Source organism: Pseudomonas sp. TWR2-1-1, from assembly GCF_049897045.1.
Taxonomy (GTDB): Bacteria; Pseudomonadota; Gammaproteobacteria; order Pseudomonadales; family Pseudomonadaceae; genus Aquipseudomonas; species Aquipseudomonas versuta.
In genome coordinates, this window is sequence record NZ_JAFCVM010000005.1 from 76,997 (window position 1) to 96,894 (window position 19,898).

20 protein-coding genes are annotated in these 19,898 nt (G+C 58.6%); 4 read left to right on the top strand and 16 right to left on the bottom strand.

Annotation, left to right across the window (positions count from 1 at the left end):
* Positions 1–7: 7 nt before the first annotated feature.
* From ACP7BO_RS14100 to ACP7BO_RS14125, 6 genes are all read right to left on the bottom strand, one after another.
* Positions 8–1,150 (bottom strand): DegT/DnrJ/EryC1/StrS family aminotransferase, encoded by a 1,143-nt coding sequence (locus tag ACP7BO_RS14100; protein WP_426211011.1) that lies wholly within the window; start codon positions 1,148–1,150, stop codon positions 8–10.
* 190 nt (positions 1,151–1,340) lie between these two features.
* Positions 1,341–1,655 (bottom strand): DUF2388 domain-containing protein, encoded by a 315-nt coding sequence (locus ACP7BO_RS14105; RefSeq protein WP_060696211.1) that lies wholly within the window; start codon positions 1,653–1,655, stop codon positions 1,341–1,343.
* Positions 1,656–1,692: 37 nt separating this feature from the next.
* Positions 1,693–2,169 (bottom strand): NfeD family protein, encoded by a 477-nt coding sequence (locus ACP7BO_RS14110; RefSeq protein WP_426211013.1) that lies wholly within the window; start codon positions 2,167–2,169, stop codon positions 1,693–1,695.
* A 3-nt stretch (positions 2,170–2,172) separates the two neighbouring features.
* Positions 2,173–3,093, bottom strand: a complete 921-nt coding sequence (locus ACP7BO_RS14115) for an SPFH domain-containing protein (RefSeq protein ID WP_060696209.1) — start codon at positions 3,091–3,093, stop codon at positions 2,173–2,175.
* 129 nt (positions 3,094–3,222) lie between these two features.
* Positions 3,223–4,989, bottom strand: coding sequence for a GspE/PulE family protein (locus ACP7BO_RS14120; protein ID WP_426211015.1), 1,767 nt, complete (start codon positions 4,987–4,989; stop codon positions 3,223–3,225).
* A 112-nt stretch (positions 4,990–5,101) separates the two neighbouring features.
* A complete protein-coding gene (locus tag ACP7BO_RS14125) occupies positions 5,102–5,458 on the bottom strand; it encodes a hypothetical protein (RefSeq protein ID WP_426211017.1) in 357 nt (118 codons plus the stop codon).
* 127 nt (positions 5,459–5,585) lie between these two features.
* On the opposite strand from ACP7BO_RS14125, the gene ACP7BO_RS14130 reads away from it, so the two are divergent.
* Positions 5,586–6,050, top strand: coding sequence for an Lrp/AsnC family transcriptional regulator (locus tag ACP7BO_RS14130; protein WP_397455209.1), 465 nt, complete (start codon positions 5,586–5,588; stop codon positions 6,048–6,050).
* Between the two features lie 155 nt (positions 6,051–6,205).
* Here the strand turns inward: ACP7BO_RS14130 and ACP7BO_RS14135 are convergent, their stop codons facing one another.
* The 5 genes from ACP7BO_RS14135 to ACP7BO_RS14155 all read right to left on the bottom strand — a co-directional run bounded on the left by ACP7BO_RS14135 (position 6,206) and on the right by ACP7BO_RS14155 (position 12,326).
* Positions 6,206–7,138 (bottom strand): hypothetical protein, encoded by a 933-nt coding sequence (locus ACP7BO_RS14135; protein ID WP_060696205.1) that lies wholly within the window; start codon positions 7,136–7,138, stop codon positions 6,206–6,208.
* Positions 7,139–7,389: 251 nt separating this feature from the next.
* A complete protein-coding gene (locus tag ACP7BO_RS14140; RefSeq protein WP_073510357.1) occupies positions 7,390–7,866 on the bottom strand; it encodes a glycine zipper domain-containing protein in 477 nt (158 codons plus the stop codon).
* Positions 7,867–8,159: 293 nt separating this feature from the next.
* Positions 8,160–10,508: an FdhF/YdeP family oxidoreductase gene (locus ACP7BO_RS14145; RefSeq protein ID WP_397455207.1), complete on the bottom strand. Its 2,349-nt coding sequence runs from the start codon at positions 10,506–10,508 to the stop codon at positions 8,160–8,162.
* Positions 10,505–11,344 carry a formate dehydrogenase accessory sulfurtransferase FdhD gene (gene fdhD / locus ACP7BO_RS14150; protein WP_060696199.1) on the bottom strand — a complete coding sequence of 280 codons (840 nt, stop codon included), beginning with the start codon at positions 11,342–11,344 and terminating at the stop codon, positions 10,505–10,507. Before fdhD ends, ACP7BO_RS14145 begins: the two co-directional genes overlap by 4 nt.
* A gap of 94 nt (positions 11,345–11,438) precedes the next feature.
* Positions 11,439–12,326, bottom strand: a complete 888-nt coding sequence (locus ACP7BO_RS14155; RefSeq protein ID WP_060696198.1) for a LysR family transcriptional regulator — start codon at positions 12,324–12,326, stop codon at positions 11,439–11,441.
* Positions 12,327–12,441: 115 nt separating this feature from the next.
* On the opposite strand from ACP7BO_RS14155, the gene lysM reads away from it, so the two are divergent.
* Complete coding sequence (gene lysM / locus ACP7BO_RS14160) at positions 12,442–12,882, top strand: peptidoglycan-binding protein LysM (RefSeq protein ID WP_003438388.1); 441 nt, start codon at positions 12,442–12,444, stop codon at positions 12,880–12,882.
* Positions 12,883–12,955: 73 nt separating this feature from the next.
* Here the strand turns inward: lysM and yrfG are convergent, their stop codons facing one another.
* A complete protein-coding gene (gene yrfG / locus ACP7BO_RS14165) occupies positions 12,956–13,618 on the bottom strand; it encodes a GMP/IMP nucleotidase (protein ID WP_426211022.1) in 663 nt (220 codons plus the stop codon).
* 88 nt (positions 13,619–13,706) lie between these two features.
* On the opposite strand from yrfG, the gene nudE reads away from it, so the two are divergent.
* Both nudE and cysQ read left to right on the top strand, forming a co-directional pair.
* On the top strand, positions 13,707–14,273 hold the full coding sequence (gene nudE / locus ACP7BO_RS14170) for an ADP compounds hydrolase NudE (RefSeq protein WP_073510363.1): 567 nt from the start codon (positions 13,707–13,709) through the stop codon (positions 14,271–14,273).
* A complete protein-coding gene (gene cysQ / locus ACP7BO_RS14175) occupies positions 14,270–15,103 on the top strand; it encodes a 3'(2'),5'-bisphosphate nucleotidase CysQ (protein ID WP_060696191.1) in 834 nt (277 codons plus the stop codon). Before nudE ends, cysQ begins: the two co-directional genes overlap by 4 nt.
* 53 nt (positions 15,104–15,156) lie before the next feature.
* Here the strand turns inward: cysQ and ACP7BO_RS14180 are convergent, their stop codons facing one another.
* From ACP7BO_RS14180 to rfbD, 4 genes are all read right to left on the bottom strand, one after another.
* Entirely contained in the window at positions 15,157–15,612 is a 456-nt protein-coding gene (locus tag ACP7BO_RS14180; RefSeq protein WP_060696189.1) for a thioesterase domain-containing protein, read from the bottom strand.
* A gap of 12 nt (positions 15,613–15,624) precedes the next feature.
* Positions 15,625–17,019: a sigma-54-dependent transcriptional regulator gene (locus ACP7BO_RS14185; protein WP_426211025.1), complete on the bottom strand. Its 1,395-nt coding sequence runs from the start codon at positions 17,017–17,019 to the stop codon at positions 15,625–15,627.
* Positions 17,016–18,830, bottom strand: a complete 1,815-nt coding sequence (locus ACP7BO_RS14190; protein ID WP_060696185.1) for a sensor histidine kinase — start codon at positions 18,828–18,830, stop codon at positions 17,016–17,018. Before ACP7BO_RS14190 ends, ACP7BO_RS14185 begins: the two co-directional genes overlap by 4 nt.
* A gap of 198 nt (positions 18,831–19,028) precedes the next feature.
* Positions 19,029–19,898, bottom strand: coding sequence for a dTDP-4-dehydrorhamnose reductase (gene rfbD / locus ACP7BO_RS14195; protein ID WP_426211399.1), 870 nt, complete (start codon positions 19,896–19,898; stop codon positions 19,029–19,031).

Below are 19,898 nucleotides of genomic sequence, written 5' to 3' on the forward strand. Positions count from 1 at the left end.
TAAATACTTAAGCGTCTTTCAACACCGCTTTAACCGCCGCCACAGAGCGTTCCACATCTGCCTTGGTCATGGCGGTAAACATCGGCAGTGACACGATCAGTCGGCCCACGCGCTCGGCAATCGGCAACATCCCTTCCTTGAAGCCTTGTGCACGATACAAGCTCAGCAAATGGATCGGCGGGTAGTGATAGCCGACGCCGACGCCCAGTGCCTGCATCTCTTTCATAAAGGTCGCACGCGCAGGCTGACCATCTTTACGCTCCGCCAGCACCAGCTGGAACAAGTGCCAGTTGGTATTGTTGAAATCAGCGACCGGCAGTTGCGCGCCGTACTCGGCCTCAAAGTCCGGACCAAAACATTCGAAATAATCTTTGGCCAGTTCCCGGCGGTGGGCGGTAATGGCTTCGATATGGGCAAACTGACCCAGACCAATCGCCGCTGCAATATCGGTCATGTTGAACTTGCCACCGAGCACGTCGACATCCAGACCGTCGAAACCGGTACGGGTGACGCCTTGCAGGCGATATTTCTCAGCCAGACGCGCCTCTTCGTCGTTGTTCAGTACCAGACAGCCGCCCTCGGACGAGGTGATGTTTTTGTTGGCCTGAAAACTGAAAGAAACAAAATCGCCGCGTGCGCCAATGCGTTGCCCGTTCCAGCTGGAACCCAGAGCCTGGGCTGCATCTTCGACAACCCGCAGGTTGTATTTTTTGGCCAGCGCGTACAGCGCGTCCATGTCCACCGGCAAGCCCGACAGATACACAGGAATGATTGCTTTGGTACGCGGGGTTATAGCGGCTTCGACCTTGGCCAGATCGATATTGCGTGTAATCGGGTCGATATCGGCAAATACCGGGGTGGCGCCCACTTCGATAATCACGTTGGCCGTGGCGACCCATGAAATGGAGGTGGTGATGACTTCATCACCGGCACCGATACCCGCGATGCGCAGGGCGATTTCCATGGTGCAGGTGCCGGAGTTGAACGTGCGCACCGGGCGCCCGCCAAAATACTCGGACAGTTGCGCTTCAAACGCCTGAACCTTGGGCCCGCTGGTGATCCAGCCTGAGCGCAACACGTCGCCTACCGCAGCGATGGTGGCTTCATCAATGGTGGGTTTGGAAAACGGCAGGAAAGGCAGTGAGCTCATGGAAGCAATACGTCCGATGTGAGTTTGAGTGGGCAAAGCATACCCATAGCATGGCCCACATCGGGTGAAATTTCTGTATAGAGGCTGAATCAAGCGTGGCAACGGGCATGGAGCTAGGGCTTGCTCGCGACTGGATAACCCGGTTGGACTTGAAGCCCCGTGTTCCCCGAATCGCGAGCAAAGGGAAGCTTTACTCCACCGATGCGTTTTTCGCCAGGATTGCGTTGGCCAGGTCCATGTCACTGACTTTCAGCTGTGGGTTATCGGCGCGCACTTGTTGCATGGCGGATTCCAGATAAGGGCCCCGGATCGAACCGTTGCTGGCAACAAAGCTCCCCGCATCATCCTGAGCGGCGATGACTTTTCGGTCTTTTTTGAAGGTCAGGTAGGTGGAACCTGTGGTTGCACCAGAAGACAACACATTGCGCCAAAAGCTGTCGGCCATTGCAGAACCAACAGGAAGGGACAGCAAGGCGATCGCGGCTACAGCATATTTGAGACGCATGACAGTGACTCCGAATAGGTTAATACCAACTTTGATTCTAGTTCCTGCCCGGGAGTTCCGTAACTTCATGCGCAACTTCTACGCTTAGCACGGTCCCGTTCTGGGATATCACGCGAACCGGTGTGCCCACGTCAGCATCGGGCCCTGTAACCATCCATACCCCATCCCCGACCTTGATCTTGCCCCGGCCCCCGACAATCGCTTGTTGAACGACAAACGTACGGCCGATCAGCTCGTGTCCCCGGCGGTTAAGGTCTGGTTGATCGCTACTGTTAACCGCGCCGCGCTGGTGCTGCCACCAGTACACCGCAGTGAGAACCGCGAGCACGCCAAACAGCGGGAGCTGCAGGGTCCAGGACAGGCCCGGTATCAGGAAGGTCGCGGCCCCGACGATGATCGCTGCACTTGCAACCCAAAGCAGATAACCGCCGGCCCCGAAAACTTCCAGGATCAGCAGCACTGTGCCAAGTGCCAGCCAGTCCCAATAGCTCAGGTTTTGCAGGAACTCCCACATGTCTCAGACCTTTTTGTTATCAAAGGTGGCTTTGACTATTTCACCGATGCCGCCCACTGCGCCAATGACCTGGCTGGCCTCCAGCGGCATGAGGATGACCTTGCTGTTATTGGCAGAGGCCAGTTTCCCGAGTGCATCAATGTATTTTTGCGCGACGAAGTAGTTGATCGCCTGCACATTGCCATTGGCAATGGCTTCGGACACTACCTGTGTCGCCCGGGCTTCAGCTTCGGCCTGGCGCTCACGGGCTTCGGATTCGAGGAATGCAGCCTGGCGGCCACCTTCAGCTTCGAGGATCTGGGCCTGCTTTTTACCTTCGGCGGTTAAAATTGCCGAGGCCCGCAGCCCTTCAGCCTCAAGGATTTGCGCACGCTTGATACGCTCGGCTTTCATCTGGCCGGACATGGCGGCCATCAGGTCTGCTGGCGGGCTGATGTCCTTGATCTCGATCCGGGTGATCTTGATACCCCAGGGGGCTGTGGCCTCATCAACCGTGCGCAGCAGCTTTTCATTGATGCCGTCACGCTGGCTGAGCATGGCATCCAGTTCCATGGAGCCAAGCACTGTGCGGATATTGGTTTGCAGCAGGTTACGAATGGCGTGCTCAAGGTTATTGACCTCATAGGCAGCCTGGGCCGTATTGACCACCTGGAAAAAACATACGGCATCGATCTGTACGGTGGCGTTGTCGGCGGTAATCACTTCCTGGGGCGGGATATCCAGCACGCTTTCCATCACGTTGATCTTGCGGCCGATGCGATCCATTACCGGAATGATGATATTCAGGCCCGGTTTAAGGGTGTTGGTATAGCGTCCGAAGCGTTCTACCGTCCACTGATAGCCTTGCGGCACGACCTTGAACCCCATGAAAAGCACGGCGATCGCCAAGGCTACAAATAACAGAACCACTGTACCCGCTTGCATAGCCATTCCTTGTTCAAGGTGTAAGGGGAAAATATTGATCTGGTTGTATGCACTTAACGTCAAAGGCTAGCGAGCAAGCTCACTCCTGTATGCAAACTGCGCGACTGTTTAGATTTTAGTCAAAACAATTCAATACGCAGGAGTAACGCGCAATGCCTCCTCCAGAGTGGTCATGCCTGCAGCGACTTTATTGGCAGCTGCCAGTCTCAAGGGCAGCATGCCTTCGGCGCATGCTGCGCGACGTACGGCGTTCAAGTCGGTCCGGGGGCTGATCAGGACTCTGAGCGCGTCATTCATCTGCATGATTTCATAGACGCCAGCTCGACCCAGGTAACCCGTATCCCTGCATACAACACAGCCGGTCGCCCTGCAGGCATGGCCGGGGGTTGGCCCTGACCATTTTGGAGCGAAATCCTGCCAGTCGTCCGGCATCAGCGGCGTCTGGCTTTTACATTCGGGGCACAAGGTTTTCACCAGTCGTTGCGCCATGACGCCCAGCAGCGTGGCCTTGATCAAATAGGGCGCTACGCCCAGCTCTTGCAGGCGGCTGATGGCGCTGGGGGCATCGTTGGTGTGCAGGGTCGACAACACCAGATGTCCGGTCAAGGCAGCCTGTATCGCGACTTCGGCAGTTTCCAGATCGCGTATTTCTCCGAGCATGATGATGTCCGGATCCTGGCGCATCAGGGCACGTACGCCACTGGCGAACGTCAGGTCGATGCCCGGTTGCACCTGCATTTGATTAAACGCAGGTTCAATCATTTCGATGGGGTCTTCCAGGGTACACAGGTTGATCTGTGCAGTGGCCAGTTGCTTTAGCGTCGCATAGAGGGTGCTGGTTTTCCCCGAGCCGGTAGGGCCGGTGATCAAAATAATGCCGTGGGGCTGGCGAGTCATGTGCTGCCAGCGTTGCAGGTCTTGCGGGGTGAAACCCAGCTGGTCGAAGCTCTTGAGCAGCACCTGCGGATCGAAGATACGCATTACCATTTTTTCGCCAAAGGCAGTGGGCAAGGTGGCGAGCCTCAGTTCCACCTCTGCTCCGGCCGGGGTTCTGATTTTGACCCGGCCATCCTGAGGTTTGCGTTTTTCTGCGACGTTCATCCGGCCCAGGCTTTTGAGGCGGCTAACAACGGCCACTGTCACCTGCACCGGGAACTGATAAACGTTATGCAGCACGCCATCTATGCGAAAGCGCACACCGCCCTGTTCGCGACGCGGCTCAATGTGGATATCGCTGGCACGCTGCTCAAAGGCGTACTGAAACAGCCAGTCGACGATATTCACAATATGCGCGTCATTGGCATCGGGTGCCTGATTGCTACCGAGGGTGAGTAACTGTTCGAGGTTGGCCTGACTGCTGGCTTTTTGATCATTGAGCGTGGCGCCATTGACCGATTTGGCCAGCTGAAAAAACTCTGCATTCAGGCGCTGTATATCCAGAGGATTGGCAATGACCCGCTTGATGGGCCTCTTGAGCACTTGTTTGAGGTCCGTTTCCCAACTGGTGACCCACGGTTGCGTACTGGCAATGGTGATGGACTGCTGATCGGCTGCCACCGCAAAGATTTCATGGCGTTGGGCAAATGCCAAAGACATAAGTCCGGTAATTGTTGCAACGTCAATTTTAAGCGGATCTATGCGCATATAAGGCTGCTGGCATTGATCTGCCAGCCAGGCGGTGAGGGTCTCAAGGTCGAGGGTCTTGCCGTGGCGACTGGGGTCGACGAGTTGCTGCCTGGCCAGAAACACCAGGGGATGCACCGGTACGTGATGCGGCTGGCGACCTGCGCTCAATGCCTGTTCGGCACCATCTTGCTCCAGGCGCCCTTGGGCGAGGAGTGCGGTTACCAGCTCTTTGAGATCCAGCCAGTGGTCACGTGAAGGGGCGAAGTGCATAAAACCTCCTTGGACTTCTAAGCATCGCCCCGGACATATCCTTGTCCGGGGCGTGAAGTCCAAAGCCTAGTTGTCACCCCTTTGCCCTGACCTGAACAATGGTTGCAGGCTATTACCCGGCAACGCGCTGGTGGTTTATGGCGCCACCCTTGAAATCAGCGTCCCGGGATTTGGCCGGTAGCAATTGCACCTCGAAGACACTGACCAGGTTGCGCATTTTTTCGCCAATCACCTGAGCCCGGTGCCAGCTTTGCTCATCACTCACAATTTCAATGCTGAGCCTGTCGTTGTCGCGTACCACGTTGACGTGTCGAGGAATCAGTTGCTGCAAGGCAAACAGATTCAGTACGCGGCACAGCGCATCGGCCTCGGCCTCAGCCTGGATACCAAAATACACCGGGCATGGGGCGGCGTTGCTGGCCCAGACGTCGGGGCGGGCTGAGTGGGTGACGGCTTGCAGAGGCGGCATGCAAAAACTCCTGATTTGGCTAGGGAAATATTTACACGCCACGGCAGGAATTTTTTATCTAAGATGCAGCGATTAAACGAAATTAAGACTTATCCAAGTCTTAGGAATGCCATATGGAGGTTGTTCTATGCAAAGTGAGCTGGATGCTTATGACCGGCGCATTCTGGCGCTGCTGCAAGAGGACGCCTCACTGTCCAGTGCTCAAATCGCGGAGCAGGTCGGGTTGTCGCAATCGCCATGCTGGAGGCGTATTCAGCGGATGAAAGACGAAGGAATTATCCGCGGCCAGGTGACCCTGCTCGATCGCAAGAAAATCGGTCTCAACACGCAGATTTTTGCCGAGATCAAACTCAACGCCCACGGTCGTTCCAACTTCACCGAGTTTACCGATGCCATTCGCGGCTTTCCTGAGGTCCTGGAGTGCTACGTACTAATGGGCGCGGTGGATTTTCTACTGCGCATCGTTACCGCTGACATTGAGGCGTATGAGCGGTTTTTCTTCGAAAAACTGTCGATGGTGCCGGGTATTCAAGAGGTGAATTCGATTGTCGCCCTGTCCGAAATCAAATCCACTACGTGCTTGCCGGTATAAAAAAAACGGCCTTCTCAAGGAAGGCCGTTGTCAGGTTTGTGCCCACTACATCAGTGAACAAACAGCGCAATCAGGATGATGATCGGGATTGGGATGCCGAGAAAAAACAGCAGAAGTGAGCGCATTTCATTCTCCAGTAGACAGAAGGTCCAGGGTTAAACAAGCGGAGTGGTGGTCGTGGTCAGATACGTCACTGCATCGCGGCGACGGCCGCCGAAGGTGGCGCACAGGCTGGCGAAGAACGCACCGAGCAGCAGGGCGATAAACATCCACAGGGTGGTCCAGGCGGCCACTTTGGCAGCGGTGTCAGCGGCCTCTTTGGCTTTTACCTTGGCGTCGGCAACGGCTTGATGGGCCTTGGCATAGACCTGGTCTACCCGTTGTTCGGCTTCAGGCTGGCTGAGGTTGGTACGCTGGGCGACAATTTGCGCCAGATAGGTACGATCCTCGGCGCTCAGTTGGCCGTCATTGCCCAGGCTGCGGACAAAGATGCGAGTCACGACACCATGGGCAGCGTCTTCGCTGACAGCCGTACCACGGTCATCACGAAACAGCGTGTCGATAAAGTAGTCAGAGCTGTTGCCCGAACCCTGGCTGGCGTGACTGCCTGCAGCGCTACCGGCCGCACTGCTCATGGCCGTGGCAGCGCCCGAGGCAACGCTGGCGCCGGCCTGAACGCCGCTACCGATTATGCTGCTGACCGAACCCGCGATTAGCGTGGCCGTAACCAGCGTGGCAACTGCCCAGGCTAAAAAGCCGTGGGCGGTATCACGAAAGTAAACCTCATCGCCATGCATGTTGGCCCATTTGACCCGCAGACGCCCGGCCAGATAGCCGCCCATGCCTGAGGCGATGATTTGTGTCACGGCCAGCCAGATGATGGCTGTGATACCCAGCCCCTTGGCGCCCACGCCCTCATTGGCCCACGGCGAAACGGCCGAAAAGCCCAGACCGGCGCCCAGCATGATGAGTAGCAAGGAGAGTGCAGCTGCGGCAGCCGCGCCGGCAAAGATGGCGGCCCAGGAAACACCTGAGTGGCCAGACGAGTCTTGCAGGGCAGCGGGATAGTGCTCAGTTGTCCCGATCATTGTTGTTGTGCTCCTGAATGGTAGGAAGTGCAGCGTTCATTCAAGAGATTGCAGGGGGTATGCCAATTAAATGTTTGGCACTAGTTTCATATTTTTCAATGAGTTAGAGGTTTTAGCGAAATGGACGGTCATGCAGGTTGCATGATTGAAGTTAAAACAGACGGGCGAAATGCATTGAAACAACTTGGCGGACGGGTCCTGGCCCCAAACGAAAAACGGGAGCCTTTAGGCTCCCGTTCTCAAGCGATCAATCAATGGTGACGATGCTTGTTTTTCTTGCGATGGCCATAAGCATGGCCGCGACCACGGTTGTCGTCACGGTAGTAACGGCGATTGTCGCGGTTGCTGTAACGGCGATCATCAGCATCGCTCTTATTGCCCATGTAGTTACCCAGCGCGCCACCCGCGCCGCCGCCAGCCGCTGCGCCGACCAGGCCGCCAGTGCTGCCGCCGACACTGCGGCCCAGGACGTTGCCGCCAGCTGCGCCGAGCGCGCCGCCAATGGCCGCTTCGCCCCGGCTGCGTTTGTCGGCACCTACGGCACTACCCGCTGCGCCGCCGACGCCAGCACCAATCGCTGATCCGGTCGAGCCGCCGAGTTGTTGACCGACTACGGCACCAAGTACCCCGCCTAATGCGCCGCCTACACCGGCTTCGGTGGTGCCACCGGCCGAGGCAACGCCACTGACCAGGCCAAGGGACAACAAGAGAATCGAGGTGAGCTTCATAATTGAGCCTCAAAGGGATGACGACGCGATCCTGAGGCTGCAGGGGAGTGGTTACAATCGAATTCCGACCAGTAACACGAGTTGTACACAATTCGGTAACTTGTTGTTTTGTATCGGGAACTTAATGCCGGTTCGAGGGTCTTTTAATAAGTTCGCATAGGCCGTTTTCACAGGAAAACGGCCTTTTTTGTGTCTGAAATTCCTGAACCTCTTTGTGGAAGAGATTCCCGCGATCCTGTCGGAGCAAGGCCTGCGCAACTGCGAACAAGCCCGCTCTACAGACTTGAGGAGGGTTAACCCGCCTTGGCCATAATCAGTTTCGACGGGCTTGCCATCTCAAGGCATATAGCCACGAACTTGGAAGTTGGCGTATGGCTGCCATCCCCCGTGCTTTCAAGCGGCACCAGCGGATTGACTTCAGGGTAATAGGCGGCAGCCTGGCCTGCAGGGATATCGAATGCAAGCAGGGTGAAGTTCTTGACCCGGCGCTCACGGTTGTCGTTCCAGATCGACACGATGTCGACTTTCTGCCCCGGCTTGAAGCCCAGGCGGATGATGTCGGCTTCGTTGACGAACAGCACGTCACGCTGGCCCTTAACCCCGCGATAACGGTCATCCAGACCATAAATGGTGGTGTTGTACTGATCGTGGGAGCGCATTGATTGCAGGATCAGGTCAGGCAGCTTTCCGGTCGCACGGGTGCGGGCATCCACCAGATCCTGAGGCAGCACGTTGGGCCGGAAGTTGGCGCGCCGGGTCGGGGTATTCCACTGCCGCTCCCCGGCCGAGTTGCCAAGGTAGAAGCCGCCCGGGTGCTGGATCCGGGTGTTGAAGTCTTTGAAGCCGGGGATGGTGTCGGCAATCAAGTCGCGAATGCGTCTGTAGTCGGCAACCACCCACGTCCAGTCAATGGGGTGAGTTCCCAGGGTGGCAGCTGCAATACCGGCGATGATCGAGGGTTCCGAGCGCATCAGGTTCGACAATGGCTGCAACTGGCCATTGGAGTCGTGAACCATGCTGAACGAGTCTTCGACAGTGACGGCCTGCGGGCCTTCAGCCTGGATGTCGATATCGGTACGGCCCAGGCACGGCAAGATCAGCGCTTCTTTGCCGTGCATCAGATGGCTGCGGTTGAGCTTGGTGCTGATCTGCACCGTCAGGTCGCAATTGCGCAGCGCCTCGGCGGTGCGCGGGCTGTCCGGGGTGGCCTGGGCAAAGTTGCCGCCCAAGCCGATAAACACCTTGGCGCGACCTTCGAGCATGGCGTGAATGGCTTCGACCACGTTATGGCCATTCTCACGCGGTACCTTGAAGTTGAAGCGCCGTTCCAGCGAATCAAGGAAAGCCACCGGCGGGCGCTCGTTGATGCCCATCGTGCGGTCGCCCTGCACGTTACTGTGGCCACGTACCGGGCACAGGCCGGCACCCGGGCGACCGATATTGCCGCGCAGCAGCATCAGGTTGGCGATTTCCTGAATGGTCTGCACCGAATGCCGATGCTGGGTAATGCCCATCGCCCAGCACATGATGACGTTTTTCCCTTTGAGGTACATGCGCGCAGCGCGCTCGACTTCGACCAGGGTCAGGCCCGATTGCTCAACGATGTGGTCCCACGAGGTGGCATCCAGGCTGGCGATGTAATCAAGCACGCCATCGGTGTGTTCATTCAAAAAAGCGTGATCAAACACAGCAGGTGCACCCGCTGCCTGGGCATCGCGCTCCCATTGCAGCAGGAACTTGGCCATACCGCGCAACAGTGCCATATCGCCGCCCAATGCGGGGCGCAGGTAGGCAGTGTTGGTCGGGCGGTCGCCGTTGGTGAGCATTTCCAGTGGGTGCTGCGGATGTTGAAAACGCTCCAGACCGCGCTCCTTGAGCGGGTTCACACACACCACCTGGGCACCGCGTTTAACCGCTTCACGCAATGGCTCAAGCATTCGCGGATGGTTGGTGCCGGGGTTCTGGCCGAGCACGAATATCGCGTCGGCGTGTTCGAAGTCGTCAAACGTCACTGTGCCTTTGCCGACACCAATACTTTGCGCCAGGGCCACGCCGCTGGCTTCGTGGCACATGTTTGAGCAGTCGGGGAAGTTATTGGTGCCGAATGAACGCACGAACAGTTGATACAAATACGCCGCTTCATTGCTGGCCCGGCCCGAGGTGTAGAACTCGGCTTCGTTGGGGCTGGAGAGGTTCAACAAATGCCTGGCGATCAACGCGAACGCAGCGTCCCAGCTGATGGGTGTGTAGTGGTCGGTTTCAGCGTTGTAAGTCATTGGCTCGGTCAGGCGACCCTGATATTCCAGCCAGTAATCACTCTGCTCCAGCAGGGCGCTGACGCTGTGCTTGGCGAAGAACGGGGCATCCACCCGGCGTTTGGTGGCTTCCCAGTTCACCGCTTTGGCACCGTTCTCACAGAACTTGACCAGGCCGCTTTCCGGCGAGTCGCCCCATGCGCAACCCGGGCAGTCAAAGCCGCCATTCTGGTTGGTCTTGAGCATCATGCGCAGGTTTTTCAGCGCGTTGTCGCTGGTCAACCAGGCCTGCGCCACACTGATCAGCGCGCCCCAGCCGCCTGCCGGGCCTTTGTAGGGCTTGTAGCGTGGGGTAGGGGTTTTATCGGCTTGATGATGAGTGCTCACGCTTGACTCTCCTGCGCCGGGCTGTACACCCGTGGTGCGCTCTTTTGTGGCAGATGAATGAGGTTGAGGTTATGGCGACGGGCCCATTGCAGCGCCAGGCCGGTAGGCGAGGACAGGCTGATCAGGGTCTGGATTCCGGCGCGTAACACTTTTTGAATCAGTTCAAGGCTGCAACGGCTGGTAACGATTGCCGCCCCGCCGGTGAGATCGATGTGCTGGCGTACCAGTGCACCGATCAGTTTATCGAGGGCGTTATGTCGGCCAATGTCTTCGCGGCCCATCAGCAACTCACCCTGGCCGTTCATATAAACAGCTGCGTGGACCGCACCGCAGTGCTGGCCCAACGGCTGGAAATCACTGATGCGCTGGCGCAAACCTTCAAGCCAGCGGGCGGGCGGTAACGGGGCACCGGGCAGTACTTTGAGGTCTGGCAGGGCCTGTTCCACCGCTTCCACGCCACACAACCCGCAGCCGCTGGTGCCCGCCAGTTGTCGGCGTTGTTGCTTGAGATTCCAGAATGCCCGGCTGGCGATTTCGACCTGCGCGTACTGGGCAGAACCTGCCCCCGTAAGCTTGAGGTCATAGATTTCGTCGGGGTCCTGAATGATGCCGCTGCCCAGGCTGAAGCCGACGATAAAGTCTTCGAGATCGGTGGGGGTGACCAGCATTACGGCCTGGCTGATGCCGTTGTAGGCAATCGCCAGAGCGACTTCTTCGGCCAGCGCGGTTTCACCGCCGCTGCTGCGGTCCAGTGTGACGTAGTGATAGTTCTGGCTGGCAGCGGGCGCGGGCATGACAGAGGCAGGTGCCGCGCACTGGGGGCGCTTGGCGTTCATAGGGCTAGTACCGACATTTGGGTCAGCACTAGCCTAGGCGCGACACAGTGTCACGTCTAATCGCTAGTCCTTATCTATTGATAGATGGCGTCGATCAAGAGTGGCTTGCTGATTTTTGATACATCTCGAAGCAAGCCTCGGCCAGAGCCGAGCGCGGTGCGGCCCGCCGCATGATCAAACCCAGGCGGGACAAGGTATTTGCATCCTGAATCGGGTGCAGGCGCAAATTGTCGGTCAGGGCTTCAAGCCCGCCCTCCAGAGGCATTACCGCGCAACAAAAGCCGCCATGCACGGCCTGCAAAAGTTGATGGACTGCGTCGGTTTGCAAGATCGGTTGAGGGGTAAGGCCACGGCTATGAAAGTTGTGATCGATGGACTGGCGAAAGTGCATGCCACCGCTTAGCAGGCCCAGAGGCAGTTCAATCAATGCCTCCCAGCTCAGGGGTTGCTCCCCAAAGTTGAAGTGCCGCTGGTCGTAAAGCAGCCCCATGCGGGTTTCGCCAAGGGGCTGGAAGTCAAAGCGCTCCTGATCCAGACGATCGAGGTAGGACACGCCCACGTCCAGCCGGTTACTGGCCAGATGCTCGAGGATTTGCTCGGAGCTCAGGGCGGACAGCTCAAATCGCAGTTCAGGATGTTCCTGATGCAGGCGCTGTAATAAAGGCAGTGGATCAAAACTCGACAGTGGCACCACGCCCAGACGCAGCGTACCGATCAAATTGCCACGACATGCCGCGGCTTCTGCCTGCAAGCCGTCATAGGCGGCGAGCACGGTTCTGGCCCAGGCCAGTACCCGCTCGCCGGGGGCGGTAAAGCTTTCGAAGCGCTGGCCGCGGTTGACCAGTTGCAGGCCCAGTTCTTGCTCAAGGCTGCGCAGGCGCATGGACAGGGTGGGCTGAGTGATGTGGCAGCGGGCGGCGGCCTGGCCGAAATGCCTGGTTTCATCCAGGGCTATGAGGAATTTCAGCTGTTTAATGTCCATCGTCGCTCCACGCGCTATTCACCGCCCGATTCTAGCGCGCCTGGTCCGCAGCCGGCTTCGCCAATGATGGTCTACGCTAGTGGATCTGGATATCTCAACCCTTGGAGCGTGATTCATGAGTATTTTTAGCTTTGTGAAAGAAGCCGGCGAAAAATTGATCGACCTGCTGACACCGGGCAATGCCAATGCCAGTGAAGAACTCAAGAAACACGTTGAACAGGTAGGTCTGGGCAACCCCAACATCACGGCCACCGTGGATGGCGACAAAGTGACCGTCAGCGGTGAAGTGGCCACGCAGGAAGAGAAAGAAAAAATCATTCTGGCGGCGGGCAACATTGCCGGTGTGGCCAGTGTTGAAGACAAGATCACCGTCACCGGGCCGGTGGTTGTGGCTTCCAAATTTGTAGTGGTAGAAAAAGGCGACACCCTGAGCGCGATTTCGCTGCGGGTGTATGGCAATGCCAACCAGTACAACAAGATTTTTGAAGCCAACAAGCCACTGCTAAAAGACGTCAACAAAATCTACCCGGGGCAGACACTGCGTATTCCTGAGTAACCCCTGCCAATTGTAGGAGCGAGCTGTTAAAGGCTCGCGAGCAAGCTCGCTCCTACACAGACAGGGCGTTTTTTCAAAGCCCTTCCAGCAAATCCCGATAACCCCCTAACGCTGCAAACTCCTCGGTATCCTTCGGGCCTTTTTTGCTGTCCGGCTGTTTGACCGCCAGCAAGTGGGCAACGCCAAAATCACGGGCACTGCGCAGGATCGGCAGGGTGTCGTCGATAAACAGGCTGCGCTGCGGATCAAAGCCGATATCGGCCTGCAGTGCGTCCCAGAAAGCCGGGCTTTCCTTGGGGAAACCATAATCGTGGGAACTGATCAGGCGTTCGAAGTAAGGCGCCAGCTCGATGCGCTCCATTTTTAACGACAACGAATCGCGGTGTGCATTGGTGATCATGATCACCCGCTTGCCGGCCTGCCTGATCGCCGCTAAAAAAGTATCGGCATCGGGGCGCAGAGCAATCAGGTTGGCAGTTTCGAGCTTGAGTTCACGCACCGGGATCTTCAGCTCGGTGCTCCAGAAGTCCAGGCAATACCACTGCAACTGGCCAGCATTGCGCTCAAACAGCGGTGTCAGCTCCAGGTCGGCCATTGCCCGGCTGATGCCATGCAACTCGGCATAGCGCCGGGGCAGGTGTTCCAGCCAGAAGTGATTGTCGTAATGCAAGTCGAGCAGGGTGCCGTCCATGTCCAGCAGTACGGTATCAATGTCGCCCCAAGGTAACGCTGTCATGCAAAACTTCTCCCGCAGTTGAAAAACTTCCGACACAGACAATCGGAAAAGCCGGGGTATAGTAACCCGTTCATATTGAGGAGCCGCTATGCGCCAAAAACCCACCGTACTTGCCCGTGAAATTGTTGCCAGTAGCCGATTGTTTCGCGTCGAAGAAGTGCAGTTGCGCTTTTCCAATGGTGTCGAGCGCACTTACGAACGGTTGGTGGGGCGTGGCAACGGTTATGGCGCGGTCATGATTGTGGCCATGATCGACGCTGATCACGCCATTTTGGTTGAAGAGTACTGCGGCGGCACTGATGAGTATGAAATCTCATTGCCCAAAGGCCTGATTGAGCCGGGCGAAGATGTGCTGGCTGCCGCCGAACGTGAACTGAAGGAAGAGGCCGGTTATGGCGCCCGCCAGTTGGAACACCTCACCGAGCTGTCGCTGTCGCCGGGTTACATGAGTCAGAAAATCCAGGTGGTACTGGCCACCGACCTCTATGAAGAGCGTCTGGAAGGTGATGAACCCGAGCCGATGCGGGTTGAGCGGGTCAATCTGCGCGAGCTGTCGAGTCTGGTGCAAAACCCGCAATTCAGCGAAGGCCGCGCCCTGGCTGCACTGTATCTGGCGCGGGATTTGTTGACCCAGCGCGGAGTATTTGTGCCGTGAGTGATTTCCCCCACCCCTTGCTTGCAGGCGTGATCGCGCTGGCCCATGCCGCAGGCGACGCGATCCTGCCATTCTGGCGTGCGGACGTTGCCGTTACCGCCAAGGCGGACGATTCGCCGGTCACCGCTGCCGATCTTGCCGCGCATCACGTGTTGCTGGATGGCCTGACGGCGTTGGCCCCGGACATCCCGGTCTTGTCGGAAGAAGACGCCAATATTGCGCAAAGCGTGCGCGCCGCGTGGACCCGCTGGTGGCTGGTTGATCCGCTGGATGGCACCAAGGAATTTATTTCGGGCAGTGAAGAATTCACCGTCAATATTGCGCTGATCGAACAGGGTCGCGTGGTCTTCGGTGTGGTCTCAATGCCCACCAGCGGCCGTTGTTACTACGGCGGCGCAGGGCTGGGTGCATGGCGTGAAGATGGTAGCGAGAGATCGCCCATCAGCGTGCGCAACACCCCGCCTGAAGGCGAGCCGTTAACGGTGGTCGCCAGTCGCCGGCACTCCAGTCCCCGGCAAGAACGCTTGTTAACGGGTCTGAGTGAACACTTGGGTGAATTGCGACTGACCAGCGTAGGCAGTTCGTTGAAGTTTTGCTTACTGGCCGAGGGCGCTGCCGATTGTTATCCGCGTCTGGCGCCGACTTCCCAGTGGGACACTGCAGCAGCCCAGGGCGTGCTGGAGGGCGCGGGCGGGGTGGTCCTGCAACTGGATGGCGAGCCGTTCAACTACCCGGCGCGCGAGTCACTGCTCAATGACTATTTTCTGGCATTGCCGGCCAAAGCGCCGTGGCGCGAACAGTTGCTGGCCCTGGCGCAAAGCGACCTGTAGGAACGAGCTTGCTCGCGATCTTTTAACAGTTCGCGAGCAACCCGTTTCGCGGGTTAGCGGTGCAACACATATTGCCCGCTAAACCTCACCGCATCCTCTTCGCCCTCGGCATTGATGACCCGTGTATCGAGAGACAAGCGTGCACGGCCATGGCGTTTGTACATGGCCAGAAACTTGTTCCAGGCCGCATCGGCAGGTGCATCGCACAGCACGATAGCGTCCCGGGTCACGGGCAGCGGGTAGCTGATGTGACCTTCCTGAATCACGATGTGCCCGTCTTCGATCCCCGCCTCACGCAGGCTCAGGTGCAGCCAGCCCCAGCCTGCAAGCACCGCGCCGCAGTACAGGCTGCCGCCGAACATGGTGCTTTTGTGGTTAATGTTGGCCGCAAGCGGCATCTGCAGGCGCAGTTGGTGCTGGTGCCAGCCTATGACCTTCAGGCCCATTTCACGGGTAAGCGGAATGTCGTGATGGAGTACAGATTCCAGATAACGACTGTCGCGATTCATGCCATGGCCTCTTCAATCAAGTTCATCGGTGTGCGGGTGACTGCCACTTTCGAAGTTCAGCCCGTGTTTGCGCAGTTTGTCGTGCAAGGTTTTACGCGGTACGCCCAGCGCTTCGGCCAGGCTGCGCATGGAGCTATGGGAGCGCTCCAGTTCGGCGGCAATCAGGCTTCTTTCGAAATGCTCGACCTGTTCGCTCAGGCCCCCCGACACTTCAGCACCAGTCGATTGCGAACCGTCGGGCGAGTCATCGTCCAGCGCCAGCTCAAGTCCCAGGGCAAAGCGTTCGGCCACGTTTTGCAGTTCGCGCACGTTGCCCGGCCAGTTGTGACGCAATAAGAGTGCGCGTTGCGCCGGTTGCAGCACATTGGGTGTAAGACCGTGGCGGCTGCTGGACTCGTCGGCGAAATGTTGAAACAGCATCAAGGCGTCTTCACCACGCTCGCGCAAGGGTGCAATGCGCAGCGGTGCAACGTTGAGCCGGTAATACAGGTCGGCGCGGAACCGCCCCTGGTCAGCGGCCTGGCGCAGGTCTTCCTTGGTGGCGGCGATTACCCGAATGTCCAGCGGGATCAACTGATTGCCACCCAGACGCTCAACCACCCGTTCTTGCAGCATGCGCAGCAGCTTGACCTGCACATCCAGGCTCATGCTTTCGATTTCATCGAGGAACAGCGTGCCGCCATTGGCGAACTCAAACTTGCCGATACGGCGTTTTTGCGCACCGGTAAAAGCCCCGGGTTCATGGCCGAACAGCTCGCTTTCAACCACCGACTCCGCCAGCGCGCCCGCGTTGATCGCAACAAAAGGTCCATTGCGACGGCTCGACAAGTCATGCAGGGCCCGTGCGACCACTTCTTTGCCTGAGCCGGTTTCGCCCAGAATCAGTACATCGGCCTTGGTCGCAGCCAGCGCGCCGATTTGCTCTCGCAGGCGCAGCATGGCCGGTGAATGGCCGACCAGTCGGGTACTCAGTTGCTGACGATCGCTCAGGGCCAGGCGCAGGCTGCGGTTGTCCAGTACCAGAGCGCGCAGGGCCAGTGCCCGGCGCACGCTGTCGAGCAGTGCGTCGCTGGCAAAAGGTTTTTCCAGAAAGTCGTAGGCCCCTGAACGCATTGCCTGCACTGCCAGCGGTACATCGCCGTGGCCAGTGATCAGCAGCACCGGAAGCTCCGGGTCCTGGGCGTGAAGCTGGGCCAGCAACTCAAGCCCGTCCATGCCCGGCATGCGAATGTCACTGACCACCACGCCCGGCCAGTCCCGGCCTATGCGCTCGCCAAGACCGGTGGCTTGCGCCAGTGGCAAGACCTTGAGCCCTGCCAGGTCCAGGGTTTGATACAGGGCTTGACGCAGATGCGGGTCATCATCGATCAGGATGATCTGTACATGGGGATCGATGGGCTGGCTCATGACCTGGAGTCCTCGGAAGCTTGCAAGCTGACGCCCGGCGCACCTGCGCGCAGTCGTAGGGTAATTAAGGCGCCGCCTTCCTTGTGGTTGGCGAACAGCAACTCGCCGCCAAACGCGCGGATCAGCGTGTCGCAAATGGCCAGTCCCAACCCCAGCCCCTGAGTGCGGGTTTTGGTGGTGTAGAACGGCTCACCGGCGCGGCCCAGAGCTTCCATGCAAAAGCCCGGGCCATTGTCGCGAATGTACACAGTGACGCCTTCCGGGGTGGATTGGGCACTTAGCCACAAACGCCGGGGCGGACCTTTCTCGGTCAGGGCATCGAGCGCGTTGGCCAGCAAGTTGCCCAGCACCTGGCGCAACCGCGTCTCACCCGCCTCGACCCATAACGTGGCGGCAGGCAAGTCGCGAATCAGCTCGACCTCCATGCTGCGACGGCGTTTGGCCAGTAGCGCCAGGGCATCATCCAGCGCCGGTTGCAGGGCGACGCTTTCCGGCGCATGCCGATCACGGCGGGCAAAGGCGCGCAGGTGCGCGATGATCGATGCCATGCGTCCGGTCAGTTCGTTGATCAGTTTGAGATTGCCGCGCGCGTCTTCGATGCGCTGGTGATCCAGCAGCACCTCAGCGTTTTCGGCATAACTGCGAATGGCCGCAAGGGGCTGATTGAGTTCGTGGCTGATGCTGGCAGACATGGTGCCCAGCGCTGACAGTTTGCCCGCCTGCACCAGATCGTCCTGAGCGCGCACCAGCTCCTGTTGCGCGTGCTCGCGCTCCAGCACCTCCTTGCGCAGCCGCTGGTTGAGGCCTTCGAGGTCGCTGGTGCGTTCTGCCACACGCATTTCCAGCTCGCGGCGCGCCTTGCCTTCGAAGGCGATGCGATCCAGGTAATGGCGACGGCGCTGCATCATCAGGCTGATCAACAGCATCACCACCAGCAAGGTTGCCGCCCCGATGGCCAGCACTGTGCGCACCGGCCGGTCGATCAGCGTGCGCGGGGCAAGAATGTTGACGCTCCAGCCGGTCTCGTCGATTTTCTGGGTCTGCACCAACCAGGCATTCAAGTCGAGCTTGAGCGGCTGCGGGTCACGGGTCGGGTAGGGCAAGATGGCGAAAATGGCCTCACGCTCTTCTGGCGACAGATCGCGGGTAGCCCGAAAACGCCATTCCGGGCGCGAGGTAAGGATGACCACGCCGTTGTGGTCGGTCATCAGCAGTTGCTCGGGTGTCTTGCCCCACAACTGTTCGGTGTGATCGAGGTCGACCTTGACCACCAGCACGCCGATTTTTTTCTCGCCCTCCAGGACCGGCGCGGCAAAGTAATAACCGCGTTTGCCGGAGGTGGTGCCCAAGCCGAAGAAACGCCCTAGTTTTCCTTCCATCGCTTCACTGAAATAAGGGCGGAAGGCGAAATTGCGGCCGATAAAGCTGTCGTTTTTATCCCAGTTAGACGTAGCCAGGGTGTCGCCATGGGTATCGAGCAGATACATGACCACCGCACCGGTCTGGGTGCTGATGCCATTGAGCAACTCATTAGCCCTGGCCTGAGCCTGCGAATCCTCGGGGTTTGCCAGCACGGCACGCAGGGCTGGCAGTTCGCCGAGGATCTGCGGCAGCACTTCATAACGATGCAGTGTTCCCAGTAGGTTGGCGACGTAGAGGTCGAGAGTCTGGCGGTTTTGCCCGGCCAGCTCACTGCGGTAATAACGCTCGGCCAGGTGTTGCAGCGGCCACAACAAAGGCGCCAGACACAATGCCAGCAAGGCCAGGCTGCGCCAGCGGGGTCTGCGAGGAACTGAAGAGGTCGTGATCATCGAATACTGCGCCGCGAGAGTACGGCGCAGTATACCCAGCCTTTGTTGTGGCGATGCAGACGGCGAGGGTGCACTGTCGACCGCGTTGCCGCTATCGTTGGCAAGCCAGCTCCCACAGGGTTTGCACAGGTCAGTTATACCCGGCCTTTGTTGTAGGCGCTGGCTTGCCCGCGATGCAGGCAACAGTTTTGGCGCAGGTTAGTGTTGCGCGGCCAGGCACTCACGCAATGCGTTTTGCCAGGCGGGCTGAGCAACGTGCCACTCGCGCTCAAGGCGGCTGCAATCAAGACGCGAGTTTTGTGGCCGGGCAGCCGGTGTCGGATAAGCACTGGCCGGTATCGGCTCCAGGGTTGCGCAAGGCTTGCCCTGGGCTGATAGATGTTCGGCGATGGCCTGAGTAAAACCAAACCACGAGGTTTCGCCCTGGGCCGTCAGGTGGTAAACCCCCCAGGCTCCGGCTTCTGCGGCTTGCCAGCGTTCGATCAACAGGCGCGTGCTGCGGGCAATAGTGCCTGCCCAGGTAGGGGCCCCGATCTGATCTGCCACCACGCGCAACTCCGGCCTTTCTTGCAGCAAACGCTGCATGGTCAGCAGGAAGTTCTTGCCGTGGGTGGAGTACACCCAGCTGGTGCGCAAAATCAGGTGCTCAGCGCCGGTCGCTGCAATTGCTCGCTCGCCCGCCAGCTTGCTCTTGCCATAGACACCCAGCGGGTTGGGGGTGTCGTCTTCGGTGTAAGGCGCAGGCTTGTTGCCGTCGAACACATAGTCAGTGGAGTAGTGAATCAGCGGAATGCCCAGTGCCGCCGCTTCTTCAGCAAACACACCGGGCGCAATGCCATTGATGGCAAATGCCAGCTCAGGCTCGCTTTCGGCCAGATCCACCGCGGTGTGCGCGGCCGCATTGATGATCAGGTCGGGCCGGTGGGCCCGTACCTGTGCACGAATTTGCTCGGGTTTGCTCAGGTCAAGATCGTTACGACCCAGCACAATCAGCTCGCCCAGACCGCCAAGGTGCTTTTGCAGTTCGAGGGCGACCTGGCCGGTCTTGCCGCTGATCAGGATTTTCAA